Annotated in this window: 21 protein-coding genes; 15 read left to right on the top strand and 6 right to left on the bottom strand. The window is 67.4% G+C overall.

Annotated elements, in window-relative coordinates; all coding sequences use genetic code 11:
• Positions 1 to 36 precede the first annotated feature (36 nt).
• The gene (locus ACFTSF_RS20080) at positions 37 to 1,539 is read left to right on the top strand and encodes a CoA-acylating methylmalonate-semialdehyde dehydrogenase (RefSeq protein WP_344157959.1); all 1,503 of its coding nucleotides are present in this window, start codon (positions 37 to 39) and stop codon (positions 1,537 to 1,539) included.
• A gap of 4 nt (positions 1,540 to 1,543) precedes the next feature.
• On the opposite strand, the gene ACFTSF_RS20075 is transcribed toward ACFTSF_RS20080, so the two are convergent.
• Complete coding sequence (locus ACFTSF_RS20075) at positions 1,544 to 2,419, bottom strand: LysR family transcriptional regulator (RefSeq protein WP_380155157.1); 876 nt, start codon at positions 2,417 to 2,419, stop codon at positions 1,544 to 1,546.
• A 75-nt stretch (positions 2,420 to 2,494) separates the two neighbouring features.
• Here ACFTSF_RS20075 and ACFTSF_RS20070 point away from each other — a divergent pair, with 75 nt between their 5' ends.
• A complete protein-coding gene (locus tag ACFTSF_RS20070; protein WP_380155156.1) occupies positions 2,495 to 3,190 on the top strand; it encodes a hypothetical protein in 696 nt (231 codons plus the stop codon).
• Here ACFTSF_RS20070 and ACFTSF_RS20065 read toward each other — a convergent pair.
• Positions 3,187 to 4,182: a Gfo/Idh/MocA family protein gene (locus tag ACFTSF_RS20065; RefSeq protein WP_380155155.1), complete on the bottom strand. Its 996-nt coding sequence runs from the start codon at positions 4,180 to 4,182 to the stop codon at positions 3,187 to 3,189. The two genes, ACFTSF_RS20070 and ACFTSF_RS20065, sit on opposite strands and share 4 nt — an antisense overlap.
• A 417-nt stretch (positions 4,183 to 4,599) precedes the next feature.
• On the opposite strand from ACFTSF_RS20065, the gene ACFTSF_RS20060 reads away from it, so the two are divergent.
• From ACFTSF_RS20060 to ACFTSF_RS20025, 8 genes are all read left to right on the top strand, one after another.
• Positions 4,600 to 5,343, top strand: coding sequence for a GntR family transcriptional regulator (locus ACFTSF_RS20060; protein WP_344157971.1), 744 nt, complete (start codon positions 4,600 to 4,602; stop codon positions 5,341 to 5,343).
• 190 nt (positions 5,344 to 5,533) lie between these two features.
• Positions 5,534 to 6,811, top strand: coding sequence for a CpaF family protein (locus ACFTSF_RS20055; RefSeq protein ID WP_380155154.1), 1,278 nt, complete (start codon positions 5,534 to 5,536; stop codon positions 6,809 to 6,811).
• Positions 6,811 to 7,671: a type II secretion system F family protein gene (locus tag ACFTSF_RS20050; protein WP_344157977.1), complete on the top strand. Its 861-nt coding sequence runs from the start codon at positions 6,811 to 6,813 to the stop codon at positions 7,669 to 7,671. Before ACFTSF_RS20055 ends, ACFTSF_RS20050 begins: the two co-directional genes overlap by 1 nt.
• A complete protein-coding gene (locus ACFTSF_RS20045; protein ID WP_380155153.1) occupies positions 7,668 to 8,606 on the top strand; it encodes a type II secretion system F family protein in 939 nt (312 codons plus the stop codon). The genes ACFTSF_RS20050 and ACFTSF_RS20045 overlap by 4 nt, the downstream gene beginning before the upstream one ends.
• A gap of 26 nt (positions 8,607 to 8,632) precedes the next feature.
• On the top strand, positions 8,633 to 8,815 hold the full coding sequence (locus ACFTSF_RS20040) for a hypothetical protein (protein WP_380155296.1): 183 nt from the start codon (positions 8,633 to 8,635) through the stop codon (positions 8,813 to 8,815).
• 41 nt (positions 8,816 to 8,856) lie between these two features.
• A complete protein-coding gene (locus tag ACFTSF_RS20035; protein WP_344157986.1) occupies positions 8,857 to 9,207 on the top strand; it encodes a TadE family protein in 351 nt (116 codons plus the stop codon).
• Entirely contained in the window at positions 9,204 to 9,650 is a 447-nt protein-coding gene (locus ACFTSF_RS20030) for a hypothetical protein (RefSeq protein WP_344157989.1), read from the top strand. Before ACFTSF_RS20035 ends, ACFTSF_RS20030 begins: the two co-directional genes overlap by 4 nt.
• Complete coding sequence (locus tag ACFTSF_RS20025; protein WP_344157992.1) at positions 9,647 to 10,078, top strand: Tad domain-containing protein; 432 nt, start codon at positions 9,647 to 9,649, stop codon at positions 10,076 to 10,078. Before ACFTSF_RS20030 ends, ACFTSF_RS20025 begins: the two co-directional genes overlap by 4 nt.
• A gap of 11 nt (positions 10,079 to 10,089) precedes the next feature.
• Here ACFTSF_RS20025 and ACFTSF_RS20020 read toward each other — a convergent pair whose 3' ends face one another.
• Together ACFTSF_RS20020 and ACFTSF_RS20015 are read right to left on the bottom strand one after the other, a co-directional pair.
• On the bottom strand, positions 10,090 to 11,556 hold the full coding sequence (locus tag ACFTSF_RS20020) for an MFS transporter (protein ID WP_380155152.1): 1,467 nt from the start codon (positions 11,554 to 11,556) through the stop codon (positions 10,090 to 10,092).
• Between the two features lie 15 nt (positions 11,557 to 11,571).
• Positions 11,572 to 12,144 (bottom strand): dihydrofolate reductase family protein, encoded by a 573-nt coding sequence (locus ACFTSF_RS20015; protein WP_380155151.1) that lies wholly within the window; start codon positions 12,142 to 12,144, stop codon positions 11,572 to 11,574.
• A 114-nt stretch (positions 12,145 to 12,258) separates the two neighbouring features.
• Here ACFTSF_RS20015 and ACFTSF_RS20010 point away from each other — a divergent pair, with 114 nt between their 5' ends.
• Together ACFTSF_RS20010 and ACFTSF_RS20005 are read left to right on the top strand one after the other, a co-directional pair.
• A complete protein-coding gene (locus ACFTSF_RS20010) occupies positions 12,259 to 13,053 on the top strand; it encodes an SDR family NAD(P)-dependent oxidoreductase (protein WP_380155150.1) in 795 nt (264 codons plus the stop codon).
• A gap of 95 nt (positions 13,054 to 13,148) precedes the next feature.
• The gene (locus ACFTSF_RS20005) at positions 13,149 to 14,429 is read left to right on the top strand and encodes a glycosyl hydrolase family 18 protein (protein WP_380155149.1); all 1,281 of its coding nucleotides are present in this window, start codon (positions 13,149 to 13,151) and stop codon (positions 14,427 to 14,429) included.
• Here ACFTSF_RS20005 and ACFTSF_RS20000 read toward each other — a convergent pair.
• On the bottom strand, positions 14,426 to 15,229 hold the full coding sequence (locus ACFTSF_RS20000) for an NAD(P)-binding domain-containing protein (RefSeq protein WP_380155148.1): 804 nt from the start codon (positions 15,227 to 15,229) through the stop codon (positions 14,426 to 14,428). The two genes, ACFTSF_RS20005 and ACFTSF_RS20000, sit on opposite strands and share 4 nt — an antisense overlap.
• Positions 15,230 to 15,299: 70 nt before the next feature.
• Here ACFTSF_RS20000 and ACFTSF_RS19995 point away from each other — a divergent pair, with 70 nt between their 5' ends.
• Genes ACFTSF_RS19995 through ACFTSF_RS19985 form a run of 3 tightly spaced genes read left to right on the top strand, consistent with a single transcriptional unit; the run spans position 15,300 to position 17,823 of the window.
• A complete protein-coding gene (locus tag ACFTSF_RS19995; protein ID WP_380155147.1) occupies positions 15,300 to 15,917 on the top strand; it encodes a TetR/AcrR family transcriptional regulator in 618 nt (205 codons plus the stop codon).
• Between the two features lie 18 nt (positions 15,918 to 15,935).
• Complete coding sequence (prfB, locus tag ACFTSF_RS19990; protein WP_344158011.1) at positions 15,936 to 17,057, top strand: peptide chain release factor 2; 1,122 nt, start codon at positions 15,936 to 15,938, stop codon at positions 17,055 to 17,057.
• Positions 17,041 to 17,823, top strand: a complete 783-nt coding sequence (locus tag ACFTSF_RS19985; protein WP_380155146.1) for a pentapeptide repeat-containing protein — start codon at positions 17,041 to 17,043, stop codon at positions 17,821 to 17,823. Before prfB ends, ACFTSF_RS19985 begins: the two co-directional genes overlap by 17 nt.
• On the opposite strand, the gene ACFTSF_RS19980 is transcribed toward ACFTSF_RS19985, so the two are convergent.
• A complete protein-coding gene (locus ACFTSF_RS19980; RefSeq protein WP_380155145.1) occupies positions 17,801 to 18,100 on the bottom strand; it encodes a hypothetical protein in 300 nt (99 codons plus the stop codon). The genes ACFTSF_RS19985 and ACFTSF_RS19980 overlap by 23 nt on opposite strands.
• Positions 18,101 to 18,131 lie beyond the last annotated feature (31 nt).

Here is an 18,131-nt window from a genome sequence, read left to right as displayed (position 1 = left end):
GGCCGAAGCCAAAGCTGAAGCTGAAAGGAACTTGTTGTGAGTACTGAGATCAAGCGCATCACCCATCTGGTCGGCGGCAGCCCGTGGACCGGCGTCGCCGAGCGCACCAGCAACGTCTACAACCCCGCCACCGGCGAGGTCACCGGTGAGCTCGACCTCGCCTCGACGGCCACCGTCGACGAGGTGGTCAAGGTCGCGCACGACGCCTCGAAGGCGTGGGGGCAGACCTCGCTGACCAAGCGCACGCAGGTCCTGTTCGCCTATCGCGAGCTGGTGAACGAGCGCAAGGAGCAGATCGCCGCGCTGATCACGGCCGAGCACGGCAAGGTGCTGTCCGACGCCCTCGGCGAGGTCACCCGCGGTCTAGAGGTGATCGAGTTCGCCTGCGGGATCCCGCATCTGCTCAAGGGCGGTTTCAGCGAAGGCGTCTCGACCAAGGTCGACGTCTACTCGATCCGGCAGCCGCTGGGCGTCAGCGCGGTCATCTCGCCGTTCAACTTCCCGGCGATGGTGCCGATGTGGTTCGTCCCGATCGCGGTCGCCTGCGGCAACAGCGTGGTGATCAAGCCGTCCGAGAAGGACCCGTCGGCGGCGAACGCGATGGCCGAGCTCTGGAAGGAGGCCGGTCTGCCGGACGGCGTGGTGAACGTGCTGCACGGCGACAAGGAGGCCGTCGACCGGCTGCTCGAGCACCCGGACATCAAGTCGGTCTCGTTCGTCGGCTCGACGCCGATCGCGAAGTACGTCTACGAGAACGGCACCAAGAACGGCAAGCGCGTGCAGGCGCTCGGCGGCGCGAAGAACCACATGATCGTGCTGCCCGACGCGGACCTCGACCTGGCCGCCGACGCCGCGGTGAACGCCGGCTTCGGTTCGGCCGGTGAGCGCTGTATGGCGATCTCGGCCCTGGTCGCGGTCGAGCCGATCGCCGACGAGCTGATCGGCAAGATCACCGAGCGGATGGCGAAGCTCAAGACCGGAGACGGTACCCGCTCCACCGACATGGGCCCGCTGGTCACCGGCCCACACCGCGACAAGGTCGTCGGGTATGTGGCGGCCGGTGTCGAGGAGGGCGCCGAGCTCGTCGTCGACGGCCGGAACGGCGACTTCGACGGTGGTGACGACGGCTTCTGGCTCGCCCCGACCCTGTTCGACAAGGTCACGCCGGAGATGTCGATCTACACCGACGAGATCTTCGGTCCGGTGCTGTCGGTGGTCCGGCTGCCGTCGTACGACGCAGCTCTCGACCTGGTGAACTCCAACCCGTACGGCAACGGGACGGCGATCTTCACCAACGACGGCGGTGCCGCCCGCCGCTTCCAGAACGAGGTCGAGGTCGGCATGGTCGGGATCAACGTTCCGATCCCGGTCCCGATGGCCTACTACTCGTTCGGTGGCTGGAAGAACTCACTCTTCGGCGACACGCACGCGCACGGGATGGACGGCGTGCACTTCTTCACCCGCACCAAGGTCGTCACCTCCCGCTGGCTCGACCCCAGCCACGGTGGCATCAACCTCGGCTTCCCCACCCACGACTAACCCTTCATCCGGCGAGCGCGGCGGCGAGAGAGGCTGCCGCGACGCCGGGGAGGTGGCCGTGCAGGAGATCGATGCGGTGCTGCAGGCGTGGCGTTGTGAGCGGGACAGTGGTGGCCGTCGGTGCTAGGGCAGCCGGGAGTACGGCGAGGCCGTGGCCGGCGGCGACCAGGTCCAGGAGCGTGGTGAGGTCGCTGCCGGTGTAGGTGAGGGCCGGGCGGAAGCCGTCGGAGTCGGTGGCCGCGCGGAGGGCCGCGAGGGGTGCGGCGACGTCCGGAGCGTCGATCCAGCGGGCGTCGACCAGGTCGTGCAAAGCGATCCGGCGCCGTTTGGCCAATGGGTGATCGTTGGCTAGGGCAACGACCAGGGCGTCGTGCGCTACCGCGCTGGTGCGTAGCGTGCCGGCATCGACGAGCAGGAGCGGGTCGGTCGGCGCAGCCACGCCGTCGATCAGGCCCAGATGGTATTCGCCGACTGCCACGCCGTGGGCGACTTCGGCGCGGCCGCAGACAGTCAGCGTGACCACGGTTCCAGGGTGCGAACGTCGTACGGCGGTGAGAGCTGTGGCGAGGCGGCCACCGACGGCTGCCAGCGGAGAGGCGGCGATCGTCAGCGTGCCCGGCGGGTCACCGACCGCGCGATGGACGTCGGCTCGGGCGGCGGCGAGGCGGAGCAGGATCGCACCGGCGTGTTCGAGTAAACGCTCACCAGCGGGCGTCGGAGTCACCGGTCGTCGGTGCAAGAGCGGCGTACCGAGGTCGGACTCCAGTACGGCGATGTGCTGCGACACGGCCGATTGGGTGTAGCCGAGCCGGTCCGCGGCGGCGGAGAACGAGCCGAGTTCGGCCACCGTGACGAAGGTGCGCAGCAGGTGCGGATCCACGAGATAAGTATCGCTGATACTCGGTGTAGAGATCATCGTTGGCGCTGATGCGGCCATCTGCCACACGATGAATCCATGAACGCTTACTCCGCACGCATCGCCCTGGTCGGCGACCGCTCGCCACACGTCCGGTCACACACGAGAGTGCCCGGTCTGCTCGATCGGCTGCGCGAACGCGACAACCTCGATCTCGACGTCTACTGGGTGCCGACCGGCGAGGTCGACGCGTCGCTCAAGGGCTTCGACGGGATCTGGCTGCTGCCCGGCAGTCCGTACCGCGACGAGGCCGGGGCGATCCACGCGGTCCAGATCGCACGCGAGAACGGGATCGCCTTCTTCGGGACCTGTGGTGGTTTCCAGCACGCGATGCTGGAATTCGCCCGCAACGTCTGCGGCCAGACCGCAGTACAGCACGGCGAGAACCACCCGGAGGCCGAAGACCAGCTGATCGTCGAGCTGGCCTGCTCACTCGTCGGCCACGAGGGCGTGATCCACATAACGCCGGGGACGCGGGCGGCCGCCGTACTGGGTGTTGAGCGGTCGACCGAGCGCTACCACTGTGCCTATGGCCTCGACAGCAGCCGGTTGGACGTGCTGCGCGAGCAGGGCATGGTCTTCAGCGCGTACGACGACGAGGGTGATCCGCGGATTGCGGAGCTGCCAGAGCACCCGTTCTATCTGGCCACGTTGTTCCAGCCGGAGCTGGCAGGCGATGGCACTCGACCACATGCACTGATCGAGGCCTTCGCCCGCGCAGCCTGCACCAATTAGAGCGACGGACGGGGAGAGAGACCTGCTGCCAAGTAGGCCTCGTCGATCAGCTGCATGGTGGCCACAGCGTCGTCGGCGTCGGTCGGCAGCGGGGCGCCAGTGCGGAGGTGCGCGGCGAACGCCTCCAGTTGGTACGCGTACGACGACTTGCGGCCGAGGTGCTCGACCCAGTGGTCTTCCTTCGTGGTGACGATGACGCGGTCGTCGTTGTGGGGCAGCACGAAGCTTGGTGCGAAGGCCTCGCCGCGAGTGCCGACGATCTTGCAGCTGAAGTCGAGGGTCTCCGCGCCCATGCTGGTCCGCACTGCACCAGTAGCGCCGTTCGGGAACTCCAGGTCAGCGTTCAGCCACTCGTCCACACCAGGCAGCCGCTTGCGCTCACCGGCGCGGGCGCTGACCAGACGTGGCGCACCGCCGGCCCAGGGCGCCACAGAGCGCTGTGCGTGCAGGGCGTAGCAGCCCACGTCCATCAGTGCGCCGCCGGCCAGCGGCAGGGACCAGCGCGGGTCGTCCTCCGGCGGCGGGGGCATCACCATGGTGGTCTCCACGTGCTGCAGGTCGCCCAGCTCACCCTTGGCGAGCAGTTCGTGCAGTCGGCGGGTAACAGGGTGGAAGAGGTAGTGAAAGCCTTCCATGACTGCCACACCGCGCTCCGCGGCAGCGTCGCGCACCAACGCTGCCTCGGTTGCGTTGCTGGCCGAGGGTTTCTCCGTCAGCACATGTTTGCCGGCGGCAATCGCCTTGAGGTTCCAGGGGCCGTGCAACGCGTTCGCGAGCGGGTTGTAGATCGCCTCGACCTCCGGGTCGGCGAGCACGTCGTCGTACGAGGCGTGCACGCGTTCGACGCCGTGTTCCGCCGCGAACGCTTCGGCTCGATCCCGGTCCCGGGCAGCGACGGCGACCAGCCGGGCGCCGGTCAGCCGGGCCGGTTCGGCGATCGCGCGCCCCGCGATCCGGGCCGCACCAAGGATCCCGATACGCAACGGTTCCATGCTTGTCCTCATCTCACCTGAAGCCAGCGCAGCCCCCGAGTGGGCCGGCGGATGATCCAGAAGGCGACATCCTCGCGTATACAAAGCCTCGGCAGATATCCCCGGACCGCTATCCGGACCCGATTCCGGGCACGTTCACCCGCCGTTCACGATGCTGTGTGTGGTGCGAGGCGCCTCTCCCGCTTCCCCGCCTACTGCGCTGCACTCGGCACGGCACCTCGCCGCACTGGAGGACAGGCCACGATGAACCACATCGAGGCCTCCCCTCCAGCGCACCGATGCACCGCACCGAGCACATGCTCGCTACGGCGCGGAAGCGGGAGAGACCCCTTAGTTGAACGTTGGGTGATCGGAAAGGATCTGATCAAATCACCGCCCCGGGTCGACTGATCAGGGTGGAGGCTTCAGGATGTGCCCATGAGTACCGTGCAGGTCCAGGTTGATCGGAGCAGTCGGACGCCGTTGCATGTGCAGTTGGCACAGCAGCTCGAGGCGGCGATCCAAGGTGGCGAGCTCCCGGTCGGGTCCCGGCTGAGCAACGAGGTGGACCTCGCGGAGGCGTACGGGCTGAGCCGGCCGACGGTGCGGCAGGCGATCGCTCGCCTGGTCGACCAGGGGCTGCTGGTGCGCAAGCGTGGCGTCGGGACGCAGGTGGTCGGCAACTCCGGCCAGGTGCGCCGCTCGCTCGAGCTCACGAGCCTGTACGACGACCTGGCCGCAGCGCACCGCAAGCCGGAGACCGAGGTGCTGCGGCTCGGAATCGCGCCCGCGACCGCAGAGGTGGCGGCGGCGCTGCAGTGTGAGGTGGGCGACCGCGTGCTGCGTCTGGAGCGCCTACGCCGCGCAGACGGCGAGCCGCTCGCTCTGATGCGCAACTGGCTCCCGCCGGACCTCCTGGAGACCGACCCGACCACCTTGGCCGAGCGCGGGCTCTACCAGCTGCTGCGGGCCGAGGGCGTGCGGCTGAAGGTGGCTCACCAGACAATCTCCGCCGTACCGGCGTCTCCGGAGCAGGCCAGGCTGCTGGGCGAGGAGCCTGGGCACCCGCTGCTGGCCACCACCCGGATCACGTACGACGACCACGGTCAGCCGGTCGAGTTCGGTTCGCACCTCTACCGCGCCAGCCGGTACTCCTTCGAGCACACCCTCATCCACCGCTGACATCAGTCGTTTGCAACAACGTGCAACTTTGTGGACGCGCAGGTGCGGCGTGGATACGCTCAGTGAGCCTCTGGCATGGCACGGTTATCCACAGGCCGCCGTGAGCGAGTGGCGCAGGGTGCCCCGAAGTTGAAAAGATGGTCGCGCACGGTGACCGTGGGGTCGCCGGACGGGATCAACGGGGAGACCGATGACAGCCGACAGACTTGCCGCGCGCCGGTCGGGCTGGGATGGTGCCGTCGAGCTGATCGACGCTCAGGTCCGCGATGTCGTGCGCCGCGAGGGGATCGACCCGCTCCGAGATCCAGGCGCGGTGAACGCGATCGTCGCCACCGTCGTCCGGGAGTACGACGAGCGCAGCCTGACCGGCGTGGTCCCGCCGATCGGCGACATCGAGGCGGTCAGCCGCGAGGTGCACGACCGGGTCGCCGGATTCGGCCCGCTGCAGCGGTATCTCGACGACCCCAAGGTCGAGGAGATCTGGATCAACGAGCCGAGCCGGGTCTTCATCGCCCGCGAGGGCCGGCATGAGCTGACCACGACAGTGCTGACCGAGGAAGAGGTCAGCGACCTGGTCGAGCGGATGCTGAAGACGACCGGGCGCCGGGTCGACGTCTCGCAGCCCTTCACCGACGCCCGGCTGCCTGACGGCAGCCGGGTTCACATCGTGCTCGGTGGCATCACCCAGCGCTTCGCAGCGATCAACATCAGGAAGTTCACGGTCCGCGCGACCCGGCTGAACGATCTGGTCCAGCTCGGGTCGCTGACTCCGCACGCCGCGGCCGTGCTGGACGCCTCGGTGGCCTGTGGGCTCAACATCCTGGTCTCGGGCGGCACCCAGGCCGGCAAGACCACGATGCTGAACGCGCTGGCCGGCTCGATCCCCGGCAGCGAACGCGTGATCAGCTGCGAAGAGGTCTTCGAGATCAAGCTGCCGATCCCCGACTGGGTGTCGATGCAGACCCGGCAGGCCGGTCTCGAAGGGACTGGCGAGGTCAGGCTGCGCGACCTGGTCAAGGAGTCCCTGCGGATGCGACCGTCCCGAGTCATCGTCGGCGAGGTCCGAGGTGAGGAGTGCCTGGATCTCTTGCTGGCTTTGAACTCTGGATTGCCAGGCATGTGCACGATCCACGCGAACTCGGCGCGCGAGGCACTGACCAAGATGTGCACGCTGCCGTTGCTGGCGGGCGAGAACATCGGTTCGCGGTTCGTGCTGCCGACAGTGGCCGGTTGTGTCGACCTCGTCGTACACCTCGGGATCGCTGCAGACGGACGCCGTCGGGTGCGGGAGATTCTGGCGGTGAGCGGGCGGATCGAGGATCAGGCGATCGAGACCGAGACGCTGTTCGGCACGGTGGACGGGTTGTTGCGGCGGGCCGAAGGGCACCTGCCGCATCCCGAGCGGTTCCAGCACGCGGGGTACAACGTCGCCGGTCTGCTCACCGAGCTGCCGCGAGGTGCTGGCTGATGGGGCTTCTGCTCGGACTCTTCTTCGGCGTCGGCCTGCTGCTGATCATCGCGACATTCGTGGCGCCGGCCGAGGCCCGCGTTGCGCAGGACGGTCGCCTGGTGACGCGCAGCCGCGATCTGCTGGCCAGTGCCGGGGTCGAGGGTGTGACACCGGCGGCCTTCATCGGTGCGTGCCTGGTCACCGGGCTGATCGGGCTCGTGGTGATGTTCGCGGTGTCCGGTGCTTGGCCGGTCGGTGTGGTGTTCGGTCTGATGGCCGGCGGTGCGCCCGTGGCGTTGGTGCGGAGTCGTGCCCGGCGGCGGCTGGCCGAGTTCCGCGAGCTCTGGCCGGATGTCGTCGACAACATCGCGTCCGCGGTCCGGGCCGGGTTGTCGCTGTCCGAGGCGCTGGCTCAGGTGGGCGAGCGCGGACCGCTGCCGTTGCGGGAGCCGTTCCGGCGGTTCGGCGCGGACTATGCCTCGACCGGCCGGTTCGCGGAGTCGCTGGACAGGTTGAAGGCACGACTGGCGGATCCCGTCGGTGACCGCGTCGTGGAGGCGTTGCGGATCGCGCGCGAGGTCGGCGGTGGCGATCTCGGTCGGCTGCTCCGATCCCTGTCGACGTTCCTGCGCGACGATGCCCGAACCAGGTCCGAGCTGGAGTCGCGGCAGTCCTGGTCGGTGAACGGCGCCCGCGTCGCGGTCGCGGCGCCGTGGCTCGTGCTGGCGATGTTGTCGTTCCAGGGCGATGTGATCCAGCGGTACAACTCACCGGTGGGTGCGATCGTCATCGGCGCCGGTGCCGTGATCTGCGTGCTTGCGTACCGGTTGATGTTGCGGATCGGCCGGCTGCCCGAGCCCGAGCGGGTGCTGCGATGACTCCGATCGTGCTCGGTGGTGTGCTCGGCGCCTTGTTCGGCGCCGGCCTGCTCATCGTCGTACGGCGCTTGCCGTTCCTGCGCCGACCGACGCCGGACGACCGCATCGCGCCGTACCTGCGGGATATCGACGGGTCCGAGGTTTTCCTCGGTGCCGTCGCGTCGAACTCGCCGTTCTACGCGATCCTCCGGCTGTTCGGCCCGTCGTTGCGTTCTGGCGCCCGACGGCTGGAGCGCGTCCTCGGCGGCGCGAACTCGATCCGCCGAAGACTCGCCCGCGCCGGGCTGGAGCGGACGGTCGAGGAGTTCCGCATCGAGCAACTCCTCTGGGGTACGGCGGCCTTCGGCGCGGCGCTGATCGTCTCGCTGCTGGCGGTCGCGTTCGGAGTCGGCAACCCGATCGGCATGTTGGTGTTCTGCGCGGTGGTGGGCGTCGTCGGGGTGCTTGCCCGTGACACCTATCTCACGACGCAGGTTCGCAGGCGTGAGCGCAGGCTGCTCGCAGAGCTGCCGACCGTAGCGGAGCTCCTAGCCTTGTCGGTCGCGGCAGGCGAAGGCCCCGCCGCCGCACTCGACCGGGTCGCGCGGTCGTGCCGGGGTGATCTGGCGGACGAGCTCAAGCAGGTGTTGGCGGAGACCCGAGCCGGCGACACATTGGTCCGCGCGCTCGATGCGCTGGCGGGCCGGACCGGCTTGATGGCGTTGTCCCGGTTCGCCGATGGGCTCGCGGTCGCCCTCGAACGCGGTACACCGCTGGCCGACGTACTGCGGGCGCAGGCCGGTGACATTCGTGAGGCCGGGCGGCGTGAGCTGATCGAGTCCGGTGCTCGCCGTGAGGTGGCCATGATGGTCCCGGTGATCTTCCTGGTGCTGCCGGTCACCATCGCTTTCGCCTTCTATCCAGGCGCTGTTGGAATCCGGCTGATCGCCGGGTGAATCAAGGAGAAACCATGTCCCGACTGATGACGAGAATGTACGTGGCGCTGCTGACGTCACGGCCTGCGCGGAAGGAGCGCGGCGACGTACCCGGTTGGGTGCTGATCACCGTGATGACGGCCGGTCTGGTGGTCCTGATCTGGGGCGTCGCCGGTGACCAGCTCAAGTCGATGCTCGAGAACGCGCTGAAGTCCGTCTCCAACAAGTGATCGAGAGACTCAGGCGAAGGGGCGACCGTGGGTCTGCGGTCGTGGACTTTGTGCTGGTCTCGATGCTGGTGGTGCCGTTGTTCCTCGGCATCCTCCAGGTCGGCCTCTATCTGTACGTGCGCAACACCGTGACGGCTGCGGCTTCGGAGGGCGCCCATTACGCGGCAGTGCTGAACCGGACACCGGCCGACGGTCAGGCGCGGACGCGCGAGCTGATTAGCGGCGTTGTTAACGATCGCCTGGTCGACTCCGTTGACGCGAGTGCGACTGATATCGACGGGCAGCCGGGTGTCGAGGTCGTCGTACGGGCGCATATGCCGGCGCTCGGGCTGTGGGGCCCGTCGGTGGACTTCAGCGTCGCCGGGCATGCGGTCAAGGAGACCGGCGAATGAAACAGCGGGACGAGCGTGGCAGTGCAGTCGTCGAGTTCTCCTGGCTCGCGCTCCTGCTGATGGTTCCGTTGATCTACGTGATGCTCGGCGTCTTCGACGTCCAGCGGGCCTCGTACGGCGCGACCGCGGCGACCCGTGCGGCCGGGCGGGCGTTCATTATCGTGCCGGATGGGCTGTCGGAGGACGAGGCTCGTGCTCGTGCTTTCGAGGCGGCCCGTTTGGCGATGAAGGACCAAGGCATGGAGCTGACCTCGGACCAGCTCACGATCAGTTGCAACCCGGCTTGCCTGCAACCCGGTTCGACGGTCACTGTCACGCTGAACACGAGCGTCCGGCTGCCGTTGATCCCCGACGCGCTCGGCGGCGAGCCACCCGCGATTCAGATCAGCTCCGCGCACACCGAGCCGTACGGCGACTATCGCGAGGCGAAGGGCGACGGATGAGTCGCCGATCGCGTGACGACCAAGGCCAGATGACCGTGCTCATCATTGGCTTCACCTTCGTCATCCTGCTGATGATCGTGGTCGTCACCGACATCTCCAAGGTCTTCCTGGTTCGGCGCGACCTCGACGCCACAGCCGACGGCGCCGTACTGGCCGCAGCCAACGGGCTGGCCGCGATCTACGCCCAGCCCGCAGCCGACGGCAACGCCGAGCTCGATCCCGACCAGGCTCGCCGACTGACCGCCGAGTATCTGGATCAAGTTGCTGCAAGCAACCGTTTCGACGGACTCGACTGGTCAGCCGACGTCACCGGTACGACGGTCACCGTCCAACTGACGTCATCGGTCGACCTGCCCTTCCAGCCACCCGGCTTCCCAGGTGCCGCGGACATCGCCACCGAGGCGTCAGCCGTCGTACCGATCCGCTGACCCTGCGTGGCTCAATCCCGCACCGTGTCTCGGCGCGATGGCATCAGGTAGAGAGCGAGCACGAGGATCATGGTGGCGACGGCGGCCAGGCCCACGGCGTGGTAGCCGTCGACGAAGGCGCTCTTGACCTGCCTGAAGAGAACGCTGTCGGTCTGTTCGAAGCCGTCGACCCAGGTGCCCTTCGCAGTGCCGGCGGTGGCGGACAGCCGGGCGCGATAGACGACCGTCGCGAGACTGCCGAGGATCACCAGGCCGGTCGCGATCCCGATCTCGTTGGCGGTCTGCGCCAGCGATGCTGCCGAACCGGCTCGCTCCGGCGGCGCGTGCGAGATGATGTCGTTCATCAGGAACGGGAACGCGGCCCCGATCCCGGCGGTGGTCAGGATGCCGCCACAGGCCACCGCGAACAGACCGGATCGGCCCAGCGGAAGCAGCGCGAACGGCACGAAGCCGACAGCCATCAGCACCAGACCGCCCAGTACGACGTGCTTCGGCTGGTACCGGCGACCGAGCCAGGGGCCGAGGTTCGAGGCGACGATCATCGCGATGATCGACGGGATCGTCCACAGCGTCGCGGTCAACGGTGACAGGCCATGGGCAGACTGCAGGTAGAAGCTGGCGAAGATCGACGTCCCGCCCATCAGGAGCGCGGTCAGGAACAGCACCCACATCGCTCGGGTCACGCCGGGCCGCCGAAGCAAGGACAGATCGACCAACGGATGTTCGAGAGTGTGCTGCCGGCGGACGAACACAGCGCCGAGAACGAGACCGACGATGCCCAGACCGACGATCTTCCACAGCTCAGTGCCATTGACCGCCCACTTGAGTGCGGCGACGAGACTGAGGATCGACACCAGGCACAGGGCGGCACTGCGCAGATCCAGCCGGGTGCCGGGCTGGGGCTGCGATTCCGGGAGCAGTCGGGGCGCGGCCAGCAGTGTCACCACCATCACCGGTACGCCGAGCAGGAACACCGAACCCCACCACCAGTACTGCAGCATCACGCCGCCGATCAGCGGCGCCACCGCCATCCCGCCGAGGAAGCACGTCATGTAGGCACCCATCGCCGAGACCTGGGCCTTCGGGTCCGGGAAGATCTGCCCGATCAGCGCCATCGAGGCCGGCATGATCGCCGCACCGGCCAGCCCCATCACCGCACGGGTCACGATGATCATCCACGGGGCGGTCGAGAACGCCGCGACGGCCGAGGCTACGGCGAACACGGCAGCACAGATCACGATCAGCCGACGCCGCCCGATCCGGTCACCGACCGCGCCCATCGTGATCATCGTGCCGCCAACCATGAATCCGTAGATGTCGTTCATCCACAGCAGCTCCGCCGGCGACGGCCGTAGGTCGGCGGACATCCTGGGCAGTGCCACGCCGAGCACGCTGATGTCGATCGCGATCAGCAACGAGGGCAACGCGAGCAAGGCCAGCGCGAGCCGAGGGCTGCGGTTGACTGTGGAGGTTGTCATTGTCATGAGATCCCTTCACGCAGACTGGCTGATGGGCTGGTAGTGCGACACGGCGACCTGGCCGTCGAGCACCACGGAGTCGACCAGGCGGAGGTTGCGTCGTTGGTCGGGCGTGGCGAAGAGCCGACGCCCGCCGCCGAGCACCACCGGGTGGACCGCGATGTGGAACTCGTCGATGAGGTCCAGCTCGGCCAGAGCCCCGGCAAGTGCAGCGCCGCCGGTCAGGAGCAGGTCGGCGCCGGGCGCTGCCTTGAGCGCTTGGACCTCTGCCGCAAGGTTGCCGCTGATGACCTGGCTCGTCCACTCGTCGCCCTGGTAGGTGTTCGAGAAGACGATCTTCGGCGTAGACCGCCAGAACGGCGCGAACTTCGCCACGTGCGGATCGTCGGTGATCGACTCGGCGGTCGGCCAGAAGCCGACCATCATCTCCCAGACGGGCCGGCCGAACAGGAGAGTGTCGACCCGCTGGTCGAGGCCCTCCGAGTACGCCGACAGCTCCGGACCCATGATCGGCCAGTCGAACTCGCCGTTCGGGCCGTCCACGAACCCGTCGACCGAGGTGTGGACCCAGTAGATGACCTTGCGCATGATGCTCTCCTCAGGGTGTGTGCTCACCCCTCGGTCGGAGCCGGTCACGGCTTCTTGACATCGCTCGGCACTGTCTTTCGCATCTCGGCGGTACGGCGTGGGCACCATGGGTGAATGCAGATCGAGCTGAGCGGGCGACGGGCACTGGTTTCCGGATCGAGTCAGGGGATCGGGCTGGCGATTGCGACCGAACTGGCGCGGGCCGGAGCGGCAGTGGTGGTGAATGGGCGGACCGCCGACAAGACCGAGACTGCGGCCGAGCAGGTGCGGAACGCCGTACCGGGTGCTGATGTGACTGCGGTTGCGGCGGATCTGGCGTCGGGTGAAGGTGCTGAGCAGTTGCGGGCGGTCGTCCCGGAGCTGGACATCCTGGTGAACAACCTCGGGATCTTCGGGGCGAAGCCGGTGCTCGAGGTCGATGACGACGAGTGGCGGCGGTACTTCGAGGTGAACGTGCTGTCGGCGATCCGGCTGATCCGGCTGTACCTGCCGGGGATGACCGAGCGTGGATTCGGGCGGGTGCTCAACATCGCCAGCGACTCGGCCGTCGTGACGCCGGTCGAGATGGTGCATTACGGCGTGACGAAGACAGCGCTGCTGGCGGTGACCCGCGGCTACGCGAAGGCCGCGGCCGGCACTGGCGTGACGGTGAACTCGGTGATCGCGGGCCCGACGCACACACCCGGGGTCGAGGACTTCGTGCATGAGTTGGTTGGTGACGATCAGGAGTGGGAGGACGCGCAGCGGCAGTTCATGAAGGAGCACCGCCCGTACTCCCTGATCCAGCGGCTGATCGAGCCGCAGGAGATCGGCAACCTGGTCGTCTACCTGAGCTCGGACCAGGCCTCGGCGACCACCGGCGGAGCGCTGCGTGTGGACGGCGGGTACGTCGATTCGATCCTCCCGTAAACCTCCGTGGCGGGTTTCCGACATGTCGTGGCGGTCCAAGGGAGTAGCGCCCTACGGTAAACGAAAGGTCGCTACATATCTGGACGGGAGTCGCCATGAAACGACGGGTTGGCGTTGTTGTCGTGAGTGCTATCGCAGCTGGGCTCCTGTTCGGATCGGTCGCTCTGGTGGCTCAGGCCGGTGAGTCGTCCGTGCAAGCAGCCTGCACGGCGCCCGCTTGGGCTGAGGGGGTTGCCTACGCGGCGGGTGCCAAGGTCAGCTACCAGAGCCGGACCTACCAAGCCCGGTCCGCGCACACCGCGCCACCCGGCTCCGGCTGGAACCCAGTCGCCGCGCCATCGCTCTGGCTCGACCTCGGTGCCTGTGACAGCACACCGCCCACCGATCCGCCGACGACGCCACCGACCCCGCCGCCTGGCGCGACCTGCGCGGTGAAGTCGCGGCCGGCCGGCAAGGTCCTGCACGGCTACTGGGAGAACTGGGACGGCTCCTCGAACGGCGTCCACCCGCCCTTCGGCTGGACTCCGATCACCGACTCGCGCATCGGTCAGCACGGCTACAACGTGATCAACGCAGCCTTCCCGGTGATCCTTTCTGACGGGACGGTGAAGTGGGAGGACGGGATGGACGCGACCGTGAAGGTCGCCACCCCGGCCGAGATGTGCGCCGCGAAGGCAGCCGGTCAGACCATCCTGCTCTCGATCGGTGGGGCCACCGCCGGAATCGACCTCAGCTCGTCCACTGTCGCCGACCGGTTCGTGGCGACGGTCGTACCGATCCTGAAGCAGTACAACTTCGACGGGATCGACATCGACATCGAGACCGGCCTGACCGGTAGCGGCAATATCAACCAGCTCTCCACCTCACAGGCGAACCTGATCCGGATCATCGACGGCGTGCTGGCGCAGATGCCGTCGAACTTCGGGCTGACGATGGCACCGGAAACGGCGTACGTGACCGGCGGCAGCGTCACCTATGGCTCGATCTGGGGTTCCTACCTCCCGATCATCAAGAAGTACGCCGACAACGGCCGGCTGTGGTGGCTGAACATGCAGTACTACAACGGCAGCATGTACGGCTGCTCGGGCGACTCGTACTCCGCCGGGACCGTGCAAGGCTTCGTCGCCCAGACCACGTGTCTCAACAACGGTCTGGTGATCCAGGGCGTCACCATCCGGGTCCCCTACGACAAGCAGGTCCCCGGACTACCCGCCCAGAGCGGCGCCGGCGGAGGCTACATGTCACCGTCCCTCGTCTCCCAGTCCTGGAACAGCTTCAACGGCCAGCTCAAGGGCCTGATGACCTGGTCGATCAACTGGGACGGTTCGAAGAACTGGACCTTCGGCGACAACGTCAAGTCCCTCCAGGGTCGTTAGCCGAACAGACCTGGGTGGTCCGCCAACCAGGTGGTGAAGGTACGAGCCGTGTGGCCGGTCAGTAGTTCGACACCCGGCTCGACCGGCTGCGGTACGCCGACGCGCGAGGCCCAGTAGGCCAGGAGGGTCTCGCGCTGGCCCTCATCGCGCATCTGCATCTCGGCTCGGGCCTGGTCGGGGGTGAGGTCGACGGCCTCGATCGGTACGCCGGTGGCCTCGGTGACCAGGGCGATCTGGTGTCGCCGGGTCATCGAGACGGGACCGGTGAGTGGGTAGCCCCGGTCGTCGTGACCGTTCCCCGGTCCGTCGAGCAAAACCCGCAGTACGGCGTCTGCGATGTCCTGCTCGTGGATCGGCGCCTCTTCGGCGTCGAGGTAGGGAAGCCGGATCTGGCCGGTCGCGCGTGCCTGGTAGGCCCAGAACTTGGCGTTGCTCATGAAGGCGCCGGGTTGCATCCGGGTGGTCGCGTAGCCACCGGAGGAGATGACGTGCTCGGTCTTCGCATGCGGGTCTTCGGGGCCGCCGGCCGCGGATAGCGAGGAGAGCAGGACGACCTGTTTGACCCCGGCGGCGTCGGCAGCGGCCACGAAGGCCGGTGCGGACTCCGGGTCGGAGTACAGGAAGACCTGGCTGACGCCTTCGAGGGCGGGTGCCGGGTCGGCGGGGTCGTAGGCGACGGCGGCCGGGCCGAGGTCGGCGGGCTCGCGGCTGGCGATCCGGATGTCCTGGCCGGCGTCGATCAGGCCGGTGGCGACGGCGCGGGCGATCGCGCCGCGACCGCCGGTGACAAGAATAGTCATTGGATGAACTCCAAAGATGTAGTCGCTACAAGATTGGGTTCAGTAAATCAGGATGCTCTACCGTTGTCCAATGGAGCTCGGGCGGCGGGAACGCAAGAAACAGCAGACGAAGGCGGCGATCTCGAAGGTCGCGACCGAGCTGTTCCTCGAGCGTGGGTTCGATGCGGTGACCGTGGCGGAGGTCGCCCGGGCCGCGGACGTCGCCGTACAGACGGTGTTCAACCACTTCCCGACGAAGGAGGACCTGCTCTTCGACGAGGAGGGTTGGTGGGTCGGCCCGGCGCGCGCGGTGCACGAATCCACCGACGATCCACTCGATGTGCTCGAGGCGCATTACCTGGCCTCGACCCGGGAGCGGCTCGAGGTCGGGCATCTGGCGACCTGGAAGCAGTTCGTCCGGACGATCGAGATGAGCCCGTCACTGCTCGCGCGACGTCGGCTGTACTCCGATGAGCTGGTGAGGTTCCTGGCCCGAGCGCTCGACGACCGATCGGACGACCGGCTGCGCAATCACTTGCTCGCCGCGCAGTACGCCGCTGCTCAGAACACGTTGGAGGCTGAGCTGATGCGGATCCTGCCCGAGGAGGCAACGGCCGAGGAGCTCGTGCAGACGCAGCAGCAGTTGGAGCAACTAGTGGCTGAGGTGTTTGGGATCCTTAGAAACGGTTTAACGGCCACCCGGGGTTAGCGGGTACGCTGCATGGTTGTGGCTGGACTGGATTTTGACGCTGAGCTCAAGCAGCTCGACGCGACGCTGACCTCGATCGAGAAGGTGCTCGATCTCCCTGCCCTGCGCGCGGAGATCGCCGAGCTCGGCGAGGCGGTGGCCGCGCCGGACCTGTGGGACGACCAGGCGAACGCGCAGAAGGTGACGTCCCGGCTGTCCAGCCTGCAGGCCGATGTGGAGCGCGTCACCGGTCTCCGGTCGCGGGTGGAAGACCTCGGTGTCCTGATCGAGCTCGCCCGCGAGGAGAACGACCCGGACAGCATCGCCGAGGCGGAGAAGGAGCTCGGCTCGGTCGCCAAGGCGATCCAGTCCCTCGAGGTCCGCACGCTGCTCTCGGGTGAGTACGACGAGCGCGAGGCCCTCGTGACGATCCGCTCCGGCGCCGGTGGCGTCGATGCCGCGGACTTCGCCGAGATGCTGCAGCGGATGTACCTGCGCTGGGCCGAGCGGCACGGCTACGCGACCGAGGTCTACGACACGTCGTACGCCGAAGAGGCCGGGCTCAAGTCGACCACCTTCGCGGTCAAGGCGCCGTATGCGTATGGCACGTTGAGCGTGGAGTCCGGGACGCACCGGCTGGTCCGGATCTCGCCGTTCGACAACCAGGGCCGGCGGCAGACGTCGTTCGCCGCGGTCGAGGTGGTTCCGGTGCTGGAGCAGACCGACGAGATCGACGTACCGGACGAAGAGATCCGGGTCGACGTGTACCGGTCGTCCGGCCCGGGTGGTCAGAGCGTCAACACGACCGACTCCGCGGTCCGGCTCACGCACATCCCGACCGGAACCGTGGTCTCGTGTCAGAACGAGAAGTCCCAGCTGCAGAACAAGGCTTCGGCCATGGTCATCCTGAAGGCCAAGCTGCTCGCGCTGAAGAAGGCCGAGGAGCGGGCGCACCTGGACTCGCTGCGTGGTGACGTGCAGGGCTCGTGGGGCGACCAGATGCGGTCCTATGTCCTGCACCCGTACCAGATGGTGAAGGACCTGCGGACGCTGTTCGAGTCCGGGAACACGACCGGCGTCTTCGACGGTGAGATCGACGACTTCGTCGAGGCCGGCATCCGCTGGCGCCGTACCGGCCAGACGGTTGCCGACAACAACTGAGCTCCGCGCCGACTGCGGTAGCTGCTTCGGCCTCTGCTGTGTCGCGCTGACGTTCAGCAAGTCCGCCGACTTCGCCATCGACAAGCCGGCAGGCGAGGCCTGTCGTAATCTCGACGACGGTTTCCGGTGTCGGATTCATACTGAGTTGCGGCCCAAGGGTTTCCAGGGCTGCACGGTTTATGACTGCTTCGGGGCTGGGCAGGAGATCTCGCGGCGCGCTGGGAAGAGCTGGCGGGAGCAGCCGGGCGCCGACATGTTCGCTGCCCTCCCCATCCTCCGCCAGCTGCATGAGCTGCTGTGGTACTTGACGGAAGCCCTTACCTACAAGGGAACCGCGCCCCTTCATGCTGACCTCCGTACGGCGCTCGCGCGCGTCGAGAAGGTGAGCCGTACGACGGACCTCACCACCGTGGATGTGATGGCGGAACGCGCTGTCGTCAACGAGCTGCTGCTGAAGACCAGCAAGCTCGTTCGCGGCAAACAACCCAAGTCGAAGGAACGTCGAGGCGCCGATCTGATCGGCAAACGCCTCCGCAACGCCGACCTGCAGAACGCCAACCTCCGCGGCGCCTACCTGATCGCCGCCGACCTCACCAACGCCAACCTCCGCGGCGCAGACCTCATCGGCGCCGACCTCCGAGACACCAACCTCTCAGGCGCCGACCTAACCAACACCCTCTTCCTAACCCAGTCCCAACTCAACGCAGCCCAGGGCAACACCCAAACCAAACTCCCAGCAGCCCTCACTCGTCCGTCCCACTGGTAGCCGGACGCCGCCATACCAACCGCCACAAGCGATACCCGAGATAGCCGATCATCGCGAGACCGCTCGCCACATCGAACTTCCACAGGCCTGACCCCTGTGCATAGATCATCGAGGGATCGTCCCGCATGTACTGGCCGGGTACTCGAGTGCCGGCGGGGCCAGGGTTGTTCTCGAACGAGAAGTTCGCGCGCCGGATGGTGCCGTCGTTGCTGACGAAATCGCCATAGGTGGTGCAGCCGCCCCTCTCGTACCGGGGTCGGCACTCCTTGCGCGTCACGGTGAATGTCCCGGCGACACCCTCGTCATGG

The sequence above is a fragment of the Kribbella sp. NPDC056951 genome (assembly GCF_042674205.1).
Lineage (GTDB): Bacteria > Actinomycetota > Actinomycetes > Propionibacteriales > Kribbellaceae > Kribbella > Kribbella yunnanensis.
This window is presented reverse-complemented; position numbering and strand designations above follow the sequence as displayed.

What these genes read in the sequence shown, in the direction of transcription:
- ACFTSF_RS20050 (WP_344157977.1), top strand. Translation starts at nt 6,811, where the DNA reads ATGGGGCTTCTGCTCGGACTCTTCTTCGGCGTCGGCCTGCTGCTGATC.
- ACFTSF_RS20010 (WP_380155150.1), top strand. Translation starts at nt 12,259, where the DNA reads ATGCAGATCGAGCTGAGCGGGCGACGGGCACTGGTTTCCGGATCGAGT.
- ACFTSF_RS20000 (WP_380155148.1), bottom strand. Translation starts at nt 15,229, where the DNA reads ATGACTATTCTTGTCACCGGCGGTCGCGGCGCGATCGCCCGCGCCGTC.
- ACFTSF_RS20005 (WP_380155149.1), top strand. Translation starts at nt 13,149, where the DNA reads ATGAAACGACGGGTTGGCGTTGTTGTCGTGAGTGCTATCGCAGCTGGG.
- ACFTSF_RS20055 (WP_380155154.1), top strand. Translation starts at nt 5,534, where the DNA reads ATGACAGCCGACAGACTTGCCGCGCGCCGGTCGGGCTGGGATGGTGCC.
- ACFTSF_RS20045 (WP_380155153.1), top strand. Translation starts at nt 7,668, where the DNA reads ATGACTCCGATCGTGCTCGGTGGTGTGCTCGGCGCCTTGTTCGGCGCC.
- ACFTSF_RS19995 (WP_380155147.1), top strand. Translation starts at nt 15,300, where the DNA reads ATGGAGCTCGGGCGGCGGGAACGCAAGAAACAGCAGACGAAGGCGGCG.
- ACFTSF_RS20040 (WP_380155296.1), top strand. Translation starts at nt 8,633, where the DNA reads ATGACGAGAATGTACGTGGCGCTGCTGACGTCACGGCCTGCGCGGAAG.
- ACFTSF_RS20025 (WP_344157992.1), top strand. Translation starts at nt 9,647, where the DNA reads ATGAGTCGCCGATCGCGTGACGACCAAGGCCAGATGACCGTGCTCATC.
- ACFTSF_RS20020 (WP_380155152.1), bottom strand. Translation starts at nt 11,556, where the DNA reads ATGACAACCTCCACAGTCAACCGCAGCCCTCGGCTCGCGCTGGCCTTG.
- ACFTSF_RS20070 (WP_380155156.1), top strand. Translation starts at nt 2,495, where the DNA reads ATGAACGCTTACTCCGCACGCATCGCCCTGGTCGGCGACCGCTCGCCA.
- ACFTSF_RS20060 (WP_344157971.1), top strand. Translation starts at nt 4,600, where the DNA reads ATGAGTACCGTGCAGGTCCAGGTTGATCGGAGCAGTCGGACGCCGTTG.
- ACFTSF_RS20030 (WP_344157989.1), top strand. Translation starts at nt 9,204, where the DNA reads ATGAAACAGCGGGACGAGCGTGGCAGTGCAGTCGTCGAGTTCTCCTGG.
- ACFTSF_RS20065 (WP_380155155.1), bottom strand. Translation starts at nt 4,182, where the DNA reads ATGGAACCGTTGCGTATCGGGATCCTTGGTGCGGCCCGGATCGCGGGG.
- ACFTSF_RS20015 (WP_380155151.1), bottom strand. Translation starts at nt 12,144, where the DNA reads ATGCGCAAGGTCATCTACTGGGTCCACACCTCGGTCGACGGGTTCGTG.